Annotated in this window: 15 protein-coding genes; 9 read left to right on the top strand and 6 right to left on the bottom strand. The window is 66.6% G+C overall.

From position 1 onward, the window contains the following. The first annotated feature begins 37 nt into the window (after window positions 1-37). Window positions 38-2,128, top strand: a complete 2,091-nt coding sequence (locus FFS30_RS21795; RefSeq protein WP_137915314.1) for a M13 family metallopeptidase — start codon at window positions 38-40, stop codon at window positions 2,126-2,128. A 13-nt stretch (window positions 2,129-2,141) separates the two neighbouring features. On the opposite strand, the gene FFS30_RS21790 is transcribed toward FFS30_RS21795, so the two are convergent. Further along, window positions 2,142-2,789 (bottom strand): GNAT family N-acetyltransferase, encoded by a 648-nt coding sequence (locus tag FFS30_RS21790; RefSeq protein ID WP_137915313.1) that lies wholly within the window; start codon window positions 2,787-2,789, stop codon window positions 2,142-2,144. A gap of 116 nt (window positions 2,790-2,905) precedes the next feature. Between FFS30_RS21790 and FFS30_RS21785 the strand changes: the two genes are divergently transcribed. Genes FFS30_RS21785 through FFS30_RS21775 form a run of 3 tightly spaced genes read left to right on the top strand, consistent with a single transcriptional unit; the run spans window position 2,906 to window position 5,069 of the window. After that, the gene (locus tag FFS30_RS21785; RefSeq protein WP_137915312.1) at window positions 2,906-3,268 is read left to right on the top strand and encodes an MmcQ/YjbR family DNA-binding protein; all 363 of its coding nucleotides are present in this window, start codon (window positions 2,906-2,908) and stop codon (window positions 3,266-3,268) included. A 29-nt stretch (window positions 3,269-3,297) separates the two neighbouring features. Further along, window positions 3,298-4,206: a cation diffusion facilitator family transporter gene (locus FFS30_RS21780; RefSeq protein ID WP_137915311.1), complete on the top strand. Its 909-nt coding sequence runs from the start codon at window positions 3,298-3,300 to the stop codon at window positions 4,204-4,206. A gap of 38 nt (window positions 4,207-4,244) precedes the next feature. Next, the gene (locus FFS30_RS21775) at window positions 4,245-5,069 is read left to right on the top strand and encodes a hypothetical protein (RefSeq protein WP_137915310.1); all 825 of its coding nucleotides are present in this window, start codon (window positions 4,245-4,247) and stop codon (window positions 5,067-5,069) included. Between the two features lie 45 nt (window positions 5,070-5,114). Here FFS30_RS21775 and FFS30_RS21770 read toward each other — a convergent pair whose 3' ends face one another. After that, on the bottom strand, window positions 5,115-6,029 hold the full coding sequence (locus FFS30_RS21770) for a histone deacetylase family protein (RefSeq protein WP_212742543.1): 915 nt from the start codon (window positions 6,027-6,029) through the stop codon (window positions 5,115-5,117). Window positions 6,030-6,150: 121 nt separating this feature from the next. Next, window positions 6,151-7,347: an MFS transporter gene (locus FFS30_RS21765; protein WP_137915308.1), complete on the bottom strand. Its 1,197-nt coding sequence runs from the start codon at window positions 7,345-7,347 to the stop codon at window positions 6,151-6,153. 68 nt (window positions 7,348-7,415) lie between these two features. Between FFS30_RS21765 and FFS30_RS21760 the strand changes: the two genes are divergently transcribed. Next, window positions 7,416-8,372 (top strand): LysR family transcriptional regulator, encoded by a 957-nt coding sequence (locus FFS30_RS21760; protein ID WP_137915307.1) that lies wholly within the window; start codon window positions 7,416-7,418, stop codon window positions 8,370-8,372. Between the two features lie 21 nt (window positions 8,373-8,393). Here FFS30_RS21760 and FFS30_RS21755 read toward each other — a convergent pair whose 3' ends face one another. Together FFS30_RS21755 and FFS30_RS21750 are read right to left on the bottom strand one after the other, a co-directional pair. Continuing rightward, the gene (locus tag FFS30_RS21755; protein ID WP_137915306.1) at window positions 8,394-8,948 is read right to left on the bottom strand and encodes a cob(I)yrinic acid a,c-diamide adenosyltransferase; all 555 of its coding nucleotides are present in this window, start codon (window positions 8,946-8,948) and stop codon (window positions 8,394-8,396) included. 131 nt (window positions 8,949-9,079) lie between these two features. Then, entirely contained in the window at window positions 9,080-9,613 is a 534-nt protein-coding gene (locus FFS30_RS21750) for a hypothetical protein (protein ID WP_137915423.1), read from the bottom strand. Between the two features lie 164 nt (window positions 9,614-9,777). On the opposite strand from FFS30_RS21750, the gene ubiH reads away from it, so the two are divergent. Further along, a complete protein-coding gene (gene ubiH, locus FFS30_RS21745; protein WP_137915305.1) occupies window positions 9,778-11,049 on the top strand; it encodes a 2-octaprenyl-6-methoxyphenyl hydroxylase in 1,272 nt (423 codons plus the stop codon). Between the two features lies 1 nt (window position 11,050). Next, window positions 11,051-12,265 (top strand): UbiH/UbiF/VisC/COQ6 family ubiquinone biosynthesis hydroxylase, encoded by a 1,215-nt coding sequence (locus tag FFS30_RS21740; RefSeq protein ID WP_137915304.1) that lies wholly within the window; start codon window positions 11,051-11,053, stop codon window positions 12,263-12,265. A gap of 73 nt (window positions 12,266-12,338) precedes the next feature. Here the strand turns inward: FFS30_RS21740 and FFS30_RS21735 are convergent, their stop codons facing one another. Next, window positions 12,339-15,104 carry an Ig-like domain-containing protein gene (locus FFS30_RS21735; protein ID WP_171014787.1) on the bottom strand — a complete coding sequence of 922 codons (2,766 nt, stop codon included), beginning with the start codon at window positions 15,102-15,104 and terminating at the stop codon, window positions 12,339-12,341. 353 nt (window positions 15,105-15,457) lie between these two features. Between FFS30_RS21735 and FFS30_RS23975 the strand changes: the two genes are divergently transcribed. Then, the gene (locus FFS30_RS23975) at window positions 15,458-16,021 is read left to right on the top strand and encodes an ECF-type sigma factor (RefSeq protein WP_171014786.1); all 564 of its coding nucleotides are present in this window, start codon (window positions 15,458-15,460) and stop codon (window positions 16,019-16,021) included. A 34-nt stretch (window positions 16,022-16,055) separates the two neighbouring features. After that, complete coding sequence (locus FFS30_RS21725) at window positions 16,056-18,791, top strand: serine/threonine-protein kinase (RefSeq protein ID WP_137915301.1); 2,736 nt, start codon at window positions 16,056-16,058, stop codon at window positions 18,789-18,791. Window positions 18,792-18,813: the final 22 nt, after the last annotated feature.

The following is an 18,813-nucleotide window of genomic DNA, read 5'->3' as shown; positions in this document are numbered from 1 at the left end:
CGCTAGCATGCGGCTCCATTTTCCTCCGGGGATTGCGATGCAAACGCTTGCCGCCTCACTGCGCCCGCTGTCGCTCGCTCTCGCCGTCGCGGCGGGTGTATTCGGCGCCGGTTCCGCCTTCGCCGCCGATGCCGCTTCTGCAAACCCATCTATGCAGGCGCCGGTCAAGGCCGACGTGGTCGCCGCCAACATCGATGCTTCGATCAATCCGGGCGACGACTTTTTCGCCTACGCCAACGGCGCCTGGCTCAAGGCGCACCCGATTCCAGCCGCCGAGGCCAATTACGGCATCGGCCGCGTCGTCCAGGACGAGCTGTACGCCAAACTGCGCAAGATCAGCGAAGACGCTGCCGCACAGAAGGACGCCGCGCCGGGCAGCGACGCGCAAAAGATCGGCGACTTCTGGTCCACTGCGATGGACGAAGCCAAGGCCGAACAGGTTGGGCTGACACCGCTGAAGGCCGAACTCGCGCGCATCGACGCGATCAAGTCCGCGACCGACGCGCTCGATGTCGCCTTCGGCCTGCAGCCGCTGTTCGTCGATGTGTTTTTCTCGCCCGATATCTCGCAGGACGAGAAGGCGAGCGACGTGATGGCGATCCATCTCTATCAGGGCGGCCTCGGCCTGCCCGAGCGCGACTACTACTTCAATACCGAAGCGGGCGTCGCCAAGGCGCGCAAGGAATACGTCGCGCACATGGGGCGCATGCTCAAACTGCTCGACGCCGGTGCGAAGGACGCCGATCCGCGCGCCGCGCGCATGATGGCGTTCGAGACCGAACTGGCCAAGGTCTCGCGCAAGCTTGAAGACCTGCGCGACCCGGACCGCAACTACAACAAGATGGCGCCCGACGAGGTGACGAAGAAGTACACGCCGTCGATCGTCTGGAGTGCGCGCCTGAAAGACTGGAACCTCGCGCCGACCTACGTGATCGTCGGCCAGCCCGAGTTCTTCGCCGGCCTGCAGGCGCTGCTCAAGAAGACGCCGGTTCCGGTGCTGCGCGACTATCTGAAATATCACCTGGTCAGTACCTATGCGTCTTCGCTCGACAAGGCGATCGACGACGAGAACTTCAGTTTCTACGGCAAGGTGCTGCGCGGTCAGAAAGAACAGCGCCCGCGCTGGAAGCGCGCGCTCGATGCCGAGAACCGCTCGATGGGCATGATCCTCGGCCGCATCTTCGTCGGCGAGTATTTCCCGGCGAAGACCAAGGATCGCTACAACACGATCGTCGAGGCGATCCGCACCGCCTACGGCGAACGCATCGACAAGCTCGACTGGATGAGCGCGGCGACGAAGACGAAAGCGCATGAGAAACTCGCCGCGGTGACGAAGAAAGTCGGCTATCCGGACAAGTGGAAGGACTATTCCGCGCTCGTGGTCGGGCGCAATTCCTACGCCGAGAATCTGATGAACGCCGCGCGCTGGCGCTGGGCCGACGGCGTCGGCAAGTTCGGCAAGCCGGTCGACCGCGCCGAGTGGGGCATGACTCCGCAGACCTACAACGCCTACTACAACCCGTCGAACAACGAGATCGTGCTGCCGGCCGCGCAGTTCACCATTCCCGGTTTCAAGGACGGCGACATCGACGACGCCATCGTCTACGGCTACGCGGCAGCGTCGACGGTCGGGCACGAAATCACCCACGGCTTCGACGACGAAGGCCGCAAGTTCGACGCGAAAGGAAATCTCACCGATTGGTGGACGCCCGAAGACGGCAAGAAATTCGAGCAGCGCGCTGACGTGATGGTCAAGCAGTTCGACGCCTACGAACCCCTGAAAGGACTGCACATCAACGGCAAGGCCAGCCTTGGCGAGAACATCGCCGACTATGGCGGCATCCTGATCGGTCTCGACGCATTCAAGAAAACCGAGCAGTACAAGCGCGGCGAGAAGATTGCCGGCTTCACCCCGATCCAGCGTTTCTTCCTCGGCTATGCCTTGTCGTGGATTTTCGAGGAGCGCGAAGAAGCGCTGCGTCAAGGTCTCCTCAGCGACGTGCATGCGCCAGCGAAGTGGCGCGTCAACGGCCCGCTCGCCAACATCGGCGAATTCCACGAGGCCTTCGGCGTGAAGCCCGGCCAGCCGATGTATCGCGCCGAGGCCGAGCGCGTGCGCATCTGGTGAGCAGTACGAACCGCTAGAGCGCGAGGCTGACGCGCACCACGCCCGGGTTGTTGAACGACAGCCCGCGCTCGAAGCCGAGGCGTGCGCAGAGCGCGAGCATGCCGCTGTTCTCGGTCAGCACGTCGCTCCACAGCTCGATCGCGCCGAGCTGGCGCGCCGAGGCGATCACGCGCTGCATGAGCAGGCTGCCGAGACCCTGGCGCGCGAAGCGGCCTTCGACGACGATGGCGAATTCCGCGTGTTCGAGCACCGGGTCGAGGTGCGCGCGCGCGACGGCGTGAATCTCGATCGGCAGATCGGGCCGCGCCGGATCGTCCGGCGTGGCGAGCACCCAGGCGAAAGCCAGTTGCGGATCGAGCTCGCAGAGCTGGCGCGCGAACGCGTCGGGCAGCTCGTTGAGCGGATGCAGGAAGCGCAGGCGCACCTCCTCGGGAGTGAGGCGGCTGAAGAAGCGCTTGAGCGCTTCGACGTCGTCGGCGCGGATCGCACGCAGGACCAGCGGCGTGCCGTCGCGCGCGAGCAGCGGCTCGCCGCGGTCGGCAGGCCGCCCCGGCGCGCGCAGACTGCTGCGCCGCGGCGGCGGACGCATGCCGCGGCCGTGGCCGTGGCCGCTCGGGCCCCAGCGCTCGGCGAGTTTGCGTGGATTTGCTACATTGTCCATGGCCGCATCATCGGGGATCGATTTGGAGCAGCCCACCTATTTTGCACCCGATCGATTCAGCAAGATGACCCGCCGTTCACACGGCGGAATCGCGTACTTCCCTTGATCCAGCCGCCATGAACGACACGGAACTCAAAGCGCTCAGCAAGGACTGGCCCGGCGTAGCCAGCACGGTGAAGTGGGACGAAGAGCTTGTCTTCACCGTTTCCGGCAAGACCTTCGCCGTCCACTGCCTGCGCGGTCCGCACCGCGGGCGCACGTCGTTCAAGGTCGACGCGGAGCGTTTTCTCGAACTGACCGACCAGCCCGGCATCGCTCCGGCGGCGTATATGGCGCGCCCGTTCTGGGTGTCGATCGCCGAGCCCGACCGTTTCGCGCGCGCGAAGATCGCCGAGTTCGTGCGCCGCTCCTACGAACTCGTGCGCGCCGGCCTGAGCAAGCGCCAGCAGGCGGCGCTCGCTGCGCTGCCGCCGGCCTGATTCCCCTCTCGTACGACCAGGAACCGTGAATGTCCGGCAAAGCCGATTCGCTCAAGACGATCTTCTACGCGCTCGGCGCGAACTTCGCCATCTTCGTGTCGAAGGCGGTCGCGGCATTCCTCACCGGCTCGGGCGCGATGACCGCCGAGGCTGTGCATTCGCTCGCCGACTGCGGCAACCAATTGCTGTTGCTGCTCGGCATCAAGCAGGCGAAGGCGCCGCCGTCGCCGGACTATCCGCTCGGCCGCGGCAAGGAAATCTACTTCTGGTCGTTCCTCGTCGCGCTGCTGCTGTTCAGTGTCGGCGGCGCGTTCTCGATCTATGAGGGCCTGCACAAGCTGCATGAGCCCGAGCCGCTGAAATGGCCGTGGATTGCGGTCGGCGTGCTCGCCTTCGGCATCGTCGCAGAAAGTTTTTCGATGTACGGCTGCCTGAACGAGGTGAACAAGGCGCGCGGTAATCGTTCGCTGTGGCGCTGGTTCCGCGAAAGCCGGCAGAGCGAGCTGATCGTGATTTTCGGCGAGGACCTGGCCGCGCTGCTCGGCTTGACCTTTGCGCTGGCCGCCGTACTGCTGACGATGCTGACCGGCAATCCGCTGTTCGACGCGATCGGCACGCTGGCGATCGGCGTGCTGCTCGTCGTCATCGCGGTGTTCGTCGCGATCGAAGTCAAGGCGCTGCTGATCGGGCAGAGCGTCGATGCCGAACTCAAGGCGGCGATCCTCGCGTTCCTCGAAGGCCGCGCCGAAATCGCGCGCGTGTTCAATCTCGTCACCCTGCAACTCGGCAGCGAAATCATGGTCGCGGTCAAGGCCGAGATGAGCCGCGACCTGTCGACCAAGGGCGTGGTCGATGCGATCAATGCGGTCGAGCGCGACATGCGCGCGAACTTTCCCGAGATCCGCTGGTCGTTCTTCGAGCCCGATATAGCGGACTAGAGTGTCCCGCGAACGGCCGACTGAGCAAGGAGAGTTTCATGCGTGCCGTATTGCTGATGATCGTGACGATGGCCTTGCTGTTCGGCAAAACCGCCGAGGCGTGCAGACTGTTTCCGGGTGTACCGCCGTCCTCGGTCCCGCCGGACCTCGTTGCATTTGCCGGCGTCGTGGAAGGCGATGCGCTGCCGCGGGAATTGCTCAAAGACAAACCTGCGGCGCCGGGCTTGAGAGTGCGCGTGACCGAAGCCGCCGTATCTTCACAAACAGGTATGGTTGTCGATGTGTACCCGCTCGGCCACGGGGCCAATTGCAAGCCTGAGCCTTATGATCTTGGCGAACTGCAAGCGAGCTATGGCGTCGGCACCAAGGTATCGGTCGTAGGCTGGTCGGAGTCGGATCTGCCCGGTCCTCCCTCTCGTGTCCGTACATTCGACGGTGGAGTGCAGGCGATCGGCATCGTGCCGATGGCCTATCCAAGCACGGCGAATGGCACTCTGGACTTCGCGGCGGTCGCGAAGTCGTTGCGTCCTCAATCAGGGGATAACTCCAGCGAGGAGTGGAGACGCCGCGCCAACGCGAAATCGTTCCAGTACTACGGGTTCTACAAATCGCTGGCCTTACTCGGGTCCGGACTCGACGAGTCGCGCAAGGTCAGCGAACTGGAAAATATCCGCTACTACAGCGGCTACGACTGCTTGAGACGCGACAACGAACGCTACGCCTATGTCGCTCTTGTCCACAATGCGCGGCTTTCCGAACCCGCACAGAAGCACATCCTCGATAGCCTGCCGACCGCAGGTAATGCGGGACAGCCATCGTCCTTGAAAGGAACCGTGTTCGAGGGTTACTGCGAAGAGCGATGACTCGGCCGTTGCTCGTCAACGCCGCGTGCTTTACGCGCCGTCGAGTCAATCCATCAGCGCGGCGACATGTGCCGCGACCGACTGGCGCAGCGCGGTCAGGCTGTAGCCGCCTTCGAGGCTCGAGGCCACGCGCCCGTGCGCGTGCTTGCGCGCGATGTCGACGAGCTCGCGCGTGATCCAGTCGTAGTCGGGTGCGCCGAGATTGAGATTCGCAAGCGGATCGAGATAGTGCGCGTCGAAGCCGGCCGAGATCAGTACGAGCTGTGGGCGGAAGCGTGCGACCGCAGGCAGGATCAGATCGCGGCAGATTTCGCGGAACGCGAACGAACTCGATGCGGGCGGCAGCGGCGCGTTGACGATATTGCCCGCGCCGGTTTCGTCCTCGGCGCCCGTGCCCGGATAGAGCGGCGATTGATGCGTGGACGCGTAGAGCACGCGCGGATCGCGCCAGAAAATGTCCTGGGTGCCGTTGCCGTGGTGCACGTCGAAATCGACGATGGCGACGCGCTCGATACCGCGGGCGAGCGCATGCGCGGCGCCGACGGCGATGTTGTTGAACAGGCAGAAGCCCATCGGCGTGGCGTGCGTGGCGTGATGCCCCGGCGGGCGCACGGCGCAGAAGGCGCGCGTCGCGCTGCCGTCGATCAGCGCGTCAACCGCGGCGCAGACCGCGCCGGCGGCGCGCAATGCGGCTTCGAGCGAATCTGGCGACATCGCCGTATCGGCGTCGAGCTGGGCATAGCCTTGCGTGGGCGCCGCGGTATGCACGAGGGCGATCAGCTCGGGGCTGTGCACGCGCGCGAGCTGCTCGTACGAAGCACGCGTCGCTTCGATCCGGTCGAGCATGGCGAAGCGGTCCTGGTCCAGCGCTTCGAGCACGGCCTGCAGCCGCGCCGGCGATTCGGGATGGCCCGGCCCGGCGGAGTGGCGCAGGCAGGACGAGTGGGTATAGAGGTGCATCAAGCTCGACGGACCGATAGCAGGGAACCGCGAACAGAATAAGAGTTTCGCCGATGCGACGACAAGCGCAGCCCACGCGGCGCGGTCGGCATGCCGCACCGCTGCGCTTGAGAATGGCGGACTATTCCTGCGTCAGCGCCGCGCTGCGCCGCGCCGGCCGCGAGAGCAGATGCACCACGCCGGCGAGCAGGACGAGCGCGCCGCCGAGTGCCATCGACGTCGTCCAGCCGCCGTACTGCCAGGCCGTGCCGGCGAGTGCGGAGCCGCCAGCGCCGCCGACGAACATCGCGGTCATGAAGAAGGCGTTGATGCGGCTGCGCGCGGCGGCGTCGAGCGCATAGATGCGCGTCTGGTTCGCGATCAGCGACGCCTGGATGCCGAGGTCAAGCACGATCGTGCCCACGGCGAGCAGCAACAGGCTGCGGCCGCCGAAGGCGAAGACGACGAAGGCGGCGAGCGCGGTGGCGATCGAGACGTTGAGCACCCAGCGCGAACCGCGGCGGTCGGCATGCCGACCGGCGATTGGGGCGATTGCCGCGCCGACGGCGCCGACCAGGCCGAACATGCCGGCGACTTCGGCGCCGAGGCCGAAGGCCGGACTCGCGAGCCACGGCGTCAGGGTCACCCAGAACACGCTGAACGCGGCGAACAGCAGCGCTTCGACGAGCGCGGCCTCGCGCAGCACCGGATGACGCCGTGCCGCACCGAACACCGAGGCGATCAGGCGCGGATAGCTCGCGCGGTGCTCGCTGGGCATGTGCGGCAGGGCATAGCGCAGCGCGGCGACGAGCGCGAGCACGACGATGCCGGCGGCGACGAACACCGTGCGCCAGCCGAAATGCGCGGCGATCGCGCCGGCGAAAAAGCGCCCGCAGAGAATGCCGAGCAGGAGTCCGCTCATGACTGTACCGACCGCGCGGCCGCGCTGTTCGGGCGCAGCCAGATGCGCGGCGATCGGCACGAGCTGCTGGGTCACCGTCGCAAACAGGCCGAGCGCGAACGAAGCCGCGATCAGCGCCGGCAGATCGCGCACGATGGCGACGGCGAACAGGGCGAGCGCAAGCAGCGGTCCGAGCACGAGGATCAGCGCGCGCCGCTCGTAGCGGTCGCCGAGCGGCACGAACAGCAGCAGGCCGCAGGCGTAGCCGATCTGCGTCGCCGCGGCGACCGTGGCGACGCTTTGTACGCTCGAATGGAAGTCGCGCGCGAAGTCGCCGAGCAGCGGCTGGTTGAAGTAAATGCCCGAGGCGAAGACGCCGCAGGCGATCGCCATCAGCCAGGTGAGGCCGCGCGTCAGGGCGGGAGCGGCGGTGTCCATGAGGGTTTCCTCGATAAGGCAGGGGGCGTAGTCTAGGCTTTGCCTAAATTGTTCGGAATGCCTCGCTTATGCCAATCTCTTTTGCGTCCAATGCAAAGATGACGCCACCGGGATTCGCCGACCGCCTGGCCCTGTTCCTCGACGTCGCCGCGACCGGCAGTTTCTCGGCGGCCGGCCGCCATCTCGGCCTCGCGCCGTCTTCGGTCGCGCGCCAGATCATCGAGCTGGAGAAGCAGACCGGCGCGCGCCTGCTGCACCGTTCCACGCGTGCACTTACCCTGACCGAAGCCGGCGAACTGCTGCGCGCGCGCGCGGGCCAGCTTCTGCGCGAACTCGCCGAACTGCGCGAAGCGGTCGCCGTCGGCGAAAGCGCGCCGCGCGGGCTGCTGCGCGTCACCGCGGCGGCGGCGTTCGGCAACCTGCATCTCGTGCCGATCCTCGGGCGCTTTCTCGCGCGCTATCCCGACATGAGCGTGGAGCTGCATCTCGACGATGCGCTGGTCGATCTCTCGCGCACGCGTTTCGATCTGGCCATCCGTGCCGGCAGCATCGCGGCGGACCTGCGTCTGGTCAGCACGATCGTTGCGCCGATGCGCCGCGTACTCTGCGCCGCGCCGTCCTACCTCGAGCGCCACGGCACGCCGCGGCGGCCCGAAGATCTGCGCGCGCACGACTGCCTGTCCGCACCGGGCGCGGCACCGCCGGGCTGGTGGCGCTTCGGCAAGGCGCACAAGGCGCGGAGCATCGAGGTATCCGGGCGCCTGTCGTGCAACAGCAGCCAACTGCTGCTGCAGGCGGCGGTCGAAGGGCTCGGCATTGTGCATCTGACGAGCTGGCTGGTCGGCGACGCGATCCGCACGGGTCACCTCGTGCGCTTGTTCGCCGACCGTCCGCTGCAGGAAGAAGGGCAAGCTGTGCAGGTGCTGCGCGTGCCGGGTCCGCTCGCGCCGAAGACGCGCGCGTTCATCGAGCATCTCAAAGAGGAAATCGGCACGCCGCCGTATTGGGATCGCGGCCTGGACTGACCGCGCAGTGTGCGAGGGCGATTACTTCTTACGCCGCTCGTGCTGCCACAGCACTTCGCCGTGGCCCGAGGCACGCGCGAGTACGCGCGCGATCACGAACAGCAGGTCGGACAGACGATTGAGATAGCGCACCGCTTCGGGCCGCACCGTTTCGACGCGGGCCAGCGCGACGACTTCGCGCTCGGCGCGTCGGCAGACTGTGCGTGCCACGTGACAGTGCGCGGCCGCCGTGCCGCCGCCGGGCAGGATGAAATCCTTGAGCGCGGGCAGATCGGCATTGAAGCCGTCGAGCGTGGTTTCGAGGCGGTCGATATCGGCCGCGTGGATCATCGCCATGCCCGGAATGCAGAGTTCGCCACCGAGGTCGAACAGATCGTGCTGGACCTGGGTCAAAGTCTCGCGCACCGCGGCCGGAATCTCTTCGGCGAGGACGACGCCGATCACGCTGTTGAGTTCGTCGACCGTGCCGTAGCTGGCGACGCGCGCGGAATCCTTGGCTACGCGCGAGCCGTCGCCGAGGCCCGTGGTGCCGTCGTCGCCGGTGCGCGTATAGATTTTGGAAAGGCGATTACCCATGGCTCACGCTGTCTTGCGCTCGGGCCGGACGTGGAAGTTGGCCCGTCGTGTGCGGCGCATCGGCAGATCGCCGATGCGCGGTGATGATCTAGCCAACCGGCATTCGGCCGCCAAGAGCGGCCGAACGGGCATCAGGCGCGTGCGCGCAGGCCGGCCGGAGTATGCGTGAACTGCACGGCGATCACATGCAGCGCGACCGCGATGCCGAAGTAGATGCCCTGACTGGTCAGGTACGGCAGATACCAGTCGCCGAGGTTCTTGAACCACGCCGGGAAGCTGCGCGGCTGCGGCACGCTCGCCGAAAGCCAGTAGAAGCTGCCGTTGGAAATCAGGTAGCACACGCTCAGCGCGACGACGAATGCCGCTGCCGCCAGCGCGAGCGAACGCGTGTTGAGACCGGCGTAGTGCGTGGCAAGCCAAGCGCCGCCGTACCACATCGCGAAATAGGACGGTACGAGGAACCAGTACGCTGCGGACACGCAGTAGTGTTCCCAGAACGAAATGCCCTGGCCGCTGATGACGAAATAATCGACCAGCACTGCTTCGACCATCAGCAGCGGGAACGCCCAGCGCCACTCGCGGCGCAGATAGAAGCCGCCGACGAAGAAGATCGCCCACGACGCGTCGGGCAGCAGGCCGAAATGGTTGATGCGCGTAACCGCCATCGCGAGTGCGAGCAGGGCGAACACGCCGTAGCGGAATGCGCCGGAATCGCGGGACGCGCCCGAGGTGCCCAAGGTTGCGCTAGTCATCGTGAAAATCCTCCGAAACGTTAAGCATTATAGCCGGAAACCCGCAGGCCGCAGGCTTCTTTGCGTATCATGTGCGCATGAACGATTTCGATGTATTGATCGTCGGCGGCGGCCTGGTCGGCACCAGCCTCGCGATCGCGCTCGACGGCAGCGGCCTGCGCGTCGCCCAGGTCGAGGCGGTTGCGCCGCAGATCGATCCGAATGCGAATCCCGAAGAGCGCAGCCTGGCGCTCGCGCGTGCTAGCGTCAACGCGCTGACCGCGCTCGGCGTGTGGCCGCTGGTCGAGGCCAAGGCGACGCCGATCCGGCGCGTCCATGTCAGTCGCCGCGGCGAGTTCGGCAGCGTGCGCCTCGACGCGGCCGAGCACGGCCTCGACGCGTTCGGCGCGACTTGTCCGGCGCGCGAACTCGGCAACGGCCTTTTCGCCCGTATCGCGCGCTGCACGAATCTCGTGCGCTACGCGCCGGCAAAGCTGACTGCGATCGAGAACGACGCGGACGGCATCGTCGCCAGCGTGACTGCGGACACAGGCGAAACGCGACTGCGCACGCGCCTGCTCGTCGGCGCCGACGGCACCGCTTCGTTCGTGCGTTCGGCGCTCGGCATCGGCGTGGACAAGTTCGATTATGCGCAGACCGCCTTTGTCGCGACCGTGCAGCCCGAGCGCGCGATGGACGGATGCGCTTACGAGCGCTTCACCGCGACCGGCCCGGTCGCGCTGCTGCCTCTCGCCGACCGGCGTGCCGGTGTCGTTATGACCGTGCCGGCCGACGAGAGCAAGCGCATCGCCGCGCTCGACGATGCCGGCTTCGTCGCCGAGCTACACGAGCGTTTCGGCTATCGTCTCGGCCGCTTCTCGCGTCCCGGCCGGCGCATTTCGCATCCGCTGGTGCGCACGCTTGCGCAGCGCCTGGCCGCGCCGCGTGCCGTGCTCGTCGGCAATGCCGCGCAGACGATCCATCCGATCGGCGCACAGGGTTTCAACCTTGGCCTGCGCGATGCGCTGACCCTCGCCGAATTGCTCGTCGCGCAGTCGCGCGCCGGTGGCGACGTCGGCGCTGTGGCCCTGCTCGAACGCTACGTCGAACTGCGCCGCGACGATCGCGAAGGCACCGCGTCGATGAGCGACGGCCTGGCGCGCTGGACCGCAAGCGAAGCCTTGCCGCTGAAACTGCTGCGCTCGCTCGGCCTGATCGCGATCGACCGCGTGGCGCCGTTGAAGCAGGCGCTGGTCGCGCGCGGCATGGGCTTCCGCGGACATGCGCCGGCGCTGGCGCTGCGCAACGGGTTTGCCGAGAAGGCCGGCACCAATGCCGGTTCGATCTTCGCGACCGCGGAGGAGCGCTGAAATGACTTCACGGCGGATTTGTGACGTGGCCGTAGTCGGCGCCGGCATGGTCGGCGCCGCGCTCGCGCTCGATCTCGCGCGGCGCGGCTTCGAGGTCGCGCTGATCGAATCGCGCGCGCCTGCGCCGTGGCGTGCCGAGGACGAAGTCGATCTGCGCGTCGTCGCGCTGGCCGCATCGTCGATTGGCCTGCTCGAACGTCTGGACGTCTGGCCGTCCATCGCTTCTGCGCGTGCGAGTGCCTATCGGCGCATGCGCGTCTGGGATGCGCTGACACCGGGCAGCCTCGGCTTCGATGCCGCCGACGAGGGCGCGTCCGCGCTCGGCTACATCGTCGAGAACAAATTGATCCAGTCGGCGCTGTGGCAGGCCGTCGAGCGGCAATCCGCAATCGACCTGCGTTGCCCTGCGCGCGTCGTCGCGACGGAAATCGTCGCAGCCGGTGCTGCCGACGCGCGAGTCGCGAGCCCGGAATCCCGGCTTCTCTCCTTCGACGACGGCACGCAACTCAAGGCGCGACTCGTCGTCGCGGCCGACGGCGCCGATTCGGCCCTGCGCGGCTTGCTCGGCATCGCCGCGCACGATCGCGACTACGCACAGCGCGGCATCGTCGCTCACGTAAGCCACGAGCGCGCGCACGAAGCGACCGCATGGCAGCGTTTCCTGCCGCGCGCGACGCTGGCCTTTCTGCCGCTCGCCGACGGACGCAGCTCGATCGTCTGGTCGGCACCGAACGCCGAGGCCGCACGCCTGCTTGCGCTCGACGATGCGGCGTTCCGCGCCGAACTCGGCGCTGCATTCGACTTTCGCCTTGGCGCGATTACGGCAGCGACGCCGCGCGCCGCGTTTCCGTTGCGCATGCGTCTGGCCGACCGCTATATCGCGCCGCGCTTCGCCTTGGTCGGCGATGCTGCCCACGTCGTGCATCCGCTCGCGGGGCAGGGTGTCAATCTCGGTTTTCGCGACGTCGCTGAACTTGCCGGCGTGCTGAGCGAAGCGCGCGAGCGCAAAGCGGACTTCGCCGCGGAAACGAACTTGCGCCGCTACGAACGCCGTCGGCGCAGCGACAACGCGATTTCCGCGCGCGCTTTCGATGCGATCCAGCGCGGCTTTGGCAGCGATGCCTCTGCGATCGCGGCCTTGCGCGGGGCCGGGCTGGCCCTGGTCGATCGCATCGCACCGCTCAAGCGATTCTTCGCTCACCGCGCTGCCGGCTGAGGCCGGCCCTACCGTTGCAGTAGGGCCGGCGTGAAGAAGCGGCGTCGCCGCTGCTCGCGTGCAATTCGCGGCGCTACAGCCCGCAGGCGGTCGGCGCGTTGCCGAGGCGGATCAGGTCGGTGCTGCCGCTCACTCCGGCATTGGTGCCGCCGGTGAAGGTGTAGCTGAGACGCAGGTTTGCGCAATCGATGAAAGTGAGCGTCGCCGTGCCGACTTGAGTGCGCACGTACGGTGCCGGGTTGTCGAACACGCCGTCGGTTCCGGTATAGATCGGAATTCCGCTCGCGGGCACGATGCTCGCGGTATACGGAATATCGGGCCCAAGCTGCAATACGTACCAGCGCTGGCTCGCGTCGCCGCTCGCGAGACCGTTCGGCATGTAGGTGTACCAGGCCATGAACAGCACGTGCTGGTCGGGATTGACCACGGTGAAGATGCCTTGCCCGCTCGTCGCCCGGTTGTACCAGGACGTGGTCAGCAGATAGCTCGGCGCGGACACGCCGTTGTCGCCCGACGGCGAACAGGTGATGGACGCGTCGAGCCGGGTCAGCGGAATCGTGCCGCTACGGCCGCTGCCGTCGGTGAACGAGTAGATCAAGGTGCCGTGCTGGCAGTCGGCGAACTGCAGAGTCGCGCTGCCGACCGGTGTCGCCGTGATGCGCGGTGGTGCGTCGAAGTTGCCGCCGTTGCCCTTGTAGATGGTCAGCGTCGCAACGTGATTGATATTGTCGATCGGGCCTTGCAGCGCATACCAGCGCTGCTTCTCCGGGCCACCACCGGGCGCGACGTCGTAAGTGAACCAGCCGGCGAACGCGACGCCATGGCCGGGGCTGCTCTGGTCCGGCAAAGTCGAGAGCATGATGCCCTGGCCGCTCGTGGTCTGGTTGTACCAACTGCCGGACAGGCCGAACTGATTGAGATTGACGTTCGCGGCCGCGGTCGACGCAAAACTCGCGACGACACTGCAATTGGCACCGACCGGCGCGGTCGTGTATACATTTCCACTAAGGCTGCCGCCGCAACTGCCGCCGACCGTTGCGGCATAACCCGGATTGGCACTGACGCTGAACGTCGCCGTCGCACCGGCATTCACCGTCTGCGGCGTCGCCGGCGCAATGCTGCCGTTGGGGCCGGCGTTTGGCGTGACCGTGTAGGTCGCCGCCGCGTTGATGACGCTCAATGTTCCCGTTCCTGTCGACGGGTTGTAGTAGGAACTGCCGGCAAACGTCACGGTAAGCGTTTTGTTGCCGACACTTGTCGGACTCAAGATGCAGCTCAATTGCAACGGGCTTGGCGACGATGACACTGCGATGGGCGCGCAGCTTGCGCTGCCGTCGCTTACGCCGATGCTGCCGCTGTCGGTGAAGCCGCCGTCGCTCGGAGCGACCGAGCCGAACGTGAATGTCACTGTCGTGCTGCCGCCCAAACCGATGGTCGCGGGACTGGCGACGACGGACGAAATGCGCGTGTCGGCTTTGCTTGAGTTCACAGCGAATCTCGCGCTGGCGCTCTGGTTGAGGTTATCCCCGGCAAAGGTCGCGATCCAGGAATACGTCCCCGTGCCGCCGGCGCTGTACGTGCAGGTTGCGGTATAGCCGCTGCCCGCCGCAGTCAATGGCACTGCAGCGCATTGTGGGCGTCCGTTTGCGAACTGCACCGTGCCGGTCGGATTGACCGCGCCGCTCAGCGTCGCGGTCAGCGTGACGGGCTGGCCGACCACGGACGAGGCGACCGAACCGGTCAGCGTCAGCGTGGGGTTGGTGCGCACGGACAAGGTCGCGTCGTTGCTCGATCCTGCCGAGGTCATGTAGGGGCTGTCCGGCCTGAAATCGGTGCCGATGAGGTGGCTGCCCGGGTTCGATATCGTTGCGTTGCAACCAGCGGTCGCCGTGAGCGCCCCCGGGGCGTCCTGCACCGCGGCTGTCTGACAGAGGACGGTCGCGGTGGAGCCGTCGGCCCCACCGTCGATGAATTTTATCGTCCCGGTCGGTGGAATCGTCACGCCGGCATCGACGCTCAGCCTCGCGCTGAAATGGATGTTCTGTCCGACCGACACATCGCCAGAACCGGGCGAGGCAAGGGACGTATGCGAGACCGCATTCACCACCCCGTACGTCACGTTGGCGGAGACATAGCTCGGATTGTTGGCGTCGCCGCTGTAGGTCGCGCCGACGTTGTGCGTTCCCGGCGTAAGGGCAAGGCTGCTGCTGTTGCACAGCGCCGTGCGCTCGTTGCCGCTGCCGGTCAAAGGAACGTTGGCGCAGATCGTCTGCAGCGTATCGGTGTCGGCAAACGTCACCGTGCCGGTCGGGCTGTTGCCGATGACCCTCGCAAGGATGTACGGATTGGCGCTGTACTCCATGCCCAACGTCACGGTGGGCCACAACTCCATGCCGTTTACGGTTTGCTGCAGATGAGGCGTCGAAGATGCCTGCGCATAGTTCGCGTCGCCGCTGTAGTACGCATAGAGCTCGGTCGTGCGCAGCGACAGATTGGCATAGTCGCATGAAGCGGTTTTCGTCCCGCCGCTGCCGGCCAGCGGCAGGGCGGTGCAGATGTCGACGTTGTCGTTGACGTCGTGCACATTCACCGTGCCGGTGGGGTAGGTTCCGCCGGTACCGGCAACCACGACACCGAAATGGACGCTTTGATGCAACTGGCTCGGATTCGGCGTAGCGAACAGGCTGACGGTCGCGACCATCGTGCCCGCGGCGAACACCGGGGCCATTGCCGTGGCGAGCGCGAGCGCTGCCAGGATGCGTGCGGCGATTCCCGCTGCGTATCGGCAGGATCCTCGCGTCGTCCGTGCCCGAATAAAAATCTGCTGCCTGCGATACATGAGGTTTCTCCGATTGAGCGGCGATAAGCGGACCTGCGATCCCGCTTTCCACTCCTGATCGGAATTCGAACCCGCGGAACGACATTTCCCGCCGATCCGGCGCGGACAGGAAATCGCTGCGCGTATCGCCGCGCCATGTCGTTTTCCTTGGCGGATTTTCGATTGGTTTCGAATGGACGGCCGTTGGCGATGCTCGCTTGGACAAGTCGATCGGAATCGGGGGCGGGCAAACGACATCGTTTGTGTCACGCACAGAAAAGGCCCGCGGCTCCTCGCCGAGAGCGATTTATGCCCTGCTTAGCGGGAACGGGATTAAGCTGAGCCCCGATCGTGGGCGGTGGGGGCTCGACGGCGTGGAAAGTGGCATTGCGGAACTGATCGCTGCGGCGAACGCGGGCGACCTGGCCTCGCGCCAGCGCCTGTTCGCGCGCATGTATGAGGAACTCAAGCGGCTTGCGCGACGCCAGCTCGCGCAGGCCGGCGCGTCGACGCTCGACACGACCGGACTCGTGCACGAGGCCTATCTCAAGCTCGTCGGCGCGGACGAAGTCGCGCTGTGCGATCGCGCGCATCTGCTCGCGCTGGCGGGCAAGGCGATGCGCGAAATCCTCATCGACCATGCGCGCGCGCGCAGCGCGGAAAAACGCGGTGCCGGCGCGGCGGCGGTCACCCTCAACGGCGCCGCCGACGTGGCCGGCGAAGGCATGAGTCCGGAAGATCTGCTGCGGCTCAACGACGCGATCGAGATCGTCGCCAACAACGAGCCGCGCCTGGTCAACCTGATCGAACTGCGCGTCTTCGCCGGGCTCGAAATCGCCGAGATCAGCGCGCTGCAATCGGTCAGCGAGCGCACCTTGAACCGCGACTGGCAGCGCGCGCGGGCGCGCCTGTTCGCCTTGATGAACACGCAGGACTGAAGCGCGACTCGAAACCACCGAACAGGGCCGGTCGATGAATCGTCAGCAGATTGCCGAGTTGTTCGAATCCTTCGTCGACGTCGCGCCGGAGCAACGCGAAGCGTGGCTGGCCGAGCATTGCGTGCAGGATGCCGACGCGCGCGCGACGCTGCTGCGCCTGATCGGTGAATTCCAGAATCAGGCCGATTTTCTTGGCGCACCCGCTGCGCTCGCAGCGGAGGCGCGCGAAGCGCTTGCGCAGCGGGGCACGCCGAATGCGTTCGGCCGTTACCGGGTGATCCGCCGCCTCGGCGTCGGCGGCATGGGCGAAGTCTGGCTCGGTGCGCGCGACGACGGCGAGTTCGAGCAGCGGGTCGCGATCAAGCAGGTCGCCTATCCGACGCCGGGGCTCGTACAACGCTTCCGCCAGGAACGGCAGATTCTCGCGCGCCTGGAACATCCGAACATCGCGCGCCTGATCGATGGCGGTGTCGATGCGCAAGGCGCACCGTATCTCGCGATGGAATACGTCGACGGCGTGCCGATCACGGTCTACGCGGAGGAACACGGACTCGGCCTGCGTGCGCGCCTGCAACTGTTCGCCGAAGTCTGCGACGCCGTGCAGTTCGCCCACCGCAACTTGATCGTGCATCGCGATTTGAAGCCGTCGAATATTTTCGTCGCCGCCGACGCTATGCCGAAGCTGCTCGATTTCGGCATCGCCAAAGTGCTCGACGCCGCGGCGAACGACGCAACCGCGATGCGCCTGCTCACCCCGGACTATGCCGCGCCCGAGCAAATTGCCGGAAGCACGATCACCACCGCGACCGATGTCTACGCACTCGGTGTCGTTCTGCATGAATTGCTGACCGGACGCCGCCCGAAGCGCGCGAACACCGGCGAAGTCGCCGCGAACGGCGTCGCCGTGCCGGGCGATGCGCAGCCCCCGAGCCAGTGCGTCGACACATCGATCGCTGCGGGTCGCACGCGGCGCAAATTGCTGCGCGGCGATCTCGACCGCATCGTCCTGACCGCGCTCGCGGTGCAGCCCGAACGGCGCTACTCCTCGGCCGAGGCACTGGCGGCGGACCTGCGTCGCTATCTCGACGGCAGGACGGTCGCTGCGCAAGGCGCCGGTGCCGCCTATCGTGCGCGCAAGTTCGTCGCGCGCAATCGCGTTGCCGTCGCCGCAGCGGCTGTCGCTGTCGTCACTTTGATCGTGACGACCTTGTGGAGTCTGTACCAGGCGCGCGTTGCGTACGAGCAGGCGCGCGCCGCCGCCGAGCAGCGCGAGGCGGCGCAGATGCAGGCCGGGCGCAACGCGGCGATGACCGATTTTCTATTGAAGCTGGTCGGCAGCTCCAACACGCCAAGCGCAAGCGCGAGCGATTTGCTCAGGCAGGCGAGCGACCATCTGCTCGGCGACGCGCAGATGCCGCCGGAGCGCCGCGCGGCGATGATCGGCGTTCTCGCCGACGTGTACGCCGAGCGGCGCGATGCGAAAGGCGCGCAGCGCCTCCTGCGTCCTCTGCTCACAGATAAGGGCGAGGCGCTGCCGGATGAAATTTATGCGCGTGCGGCCTGCAATCTCGGTCTCGCCGAACATTGGCTCAACGAGGATGCCGAAGCGAAGCGCTGGATCGACGCAGGCCTGGCACGCGCCGAGCGCTTGAGCGGAAGCGCACGAGCGCTGCATGCGCTCTGTCTTTCGGATCGGGGCATCTTGCTGTCCGATGAGAATGCGCTCGACGCGGCGAAGAACGTCGAGCGCGAGGCCGTGGCCGAAATCGACGCGAGCGGCCCGGCCTTCGACGACAAAGCGGCGACCGTACATGCTAATTACGGCGATACGCTGCGCAGCTCCGGCGACCCGCTCGCCGGGCGCGAGCAGTACCGGCACGCGATCGAGATACTCGAACGCGCCGGTCGCAGCGAAAGCGCCGACATGGCGATGGCGACCGCGGGAATCGCGGCTTGCGACCGTACCCTCGGCCTGATCGCCCGCGCCGCGCAGGAACGCGAACAGTCGAATGCGTTGCGCCTGCGCGTGAGCGGGCCGTCGTACGGCATGGCCGTGCAGTTGCTCAATGCGGCCGGCGATCGGATCGAACTGGCCGACCCGGCGGCGGCACTCGCATTGATCGACCGCGCGGAATCGATGCAACGCGAATACCTCGGCGAAAAGAACAACATATTCGCGATCTTGTCGGCCGCGCATCGCGCGCGCGCCCTCGCTCAACTCGGCCGCGAAGCGGAAGCCGAGGTCGAGTTCGCCAAGGCGCAGCAGGTCTACGCGCAGTCGACCACGCCGAATCCATACGGGGAAAGCCTGCACATGTATCGCGCGGAGGTCTTGCTCGCGTCGGCTGCGGCGAACGCAGAATTGCTCGGCTCGGCCGATGCGGAGTTGGCCGCCGCGGAAAAAGGATTGCGCGCGCTCGGCTCGGCCGGAAGCCTGCAGCTTCCGCGCGTTCTGCTCGACCGTGCCGAGATCGCTGTCGCCATGAAACATTGGGAACTGGCCGCAGGCCGTGCGGCCGAGGCGCGGGCTCTGTTCGCCGTGTTGTCGGCGCCAGACGGATGGGGGCTGGCTGCCTGCGATGCGGTGTCCGCGCAAATCGATCTTGCCCGCGGCAAGCGCGACGGCGTGCAAGCGCGCTTCGATAGCGCAGCGCAGAGGCTAGCGGTTTCGCTCGGTGCCGATCACCCGCGGACGCGGCATGCGCATGCCCTTGCCGCGGAAACTGCAGTCGACACTTCCACGATAGCCGCTCGCCGTGACGGAAGCTGATCGCGGCGTGATGCGGAAGGCG

Source organism: Rudaea sp. 3F27F6 (assembly GCF_005503555.1).
GTDB lineage: Bacteria > Pseudomonadota > Gammaproteobacteria > Xanthomonadales > Rhodanobacteraceae > Rudaea.
This window is presented reverse-complemented; position numbering and strand designations above follow the sequence as displayed.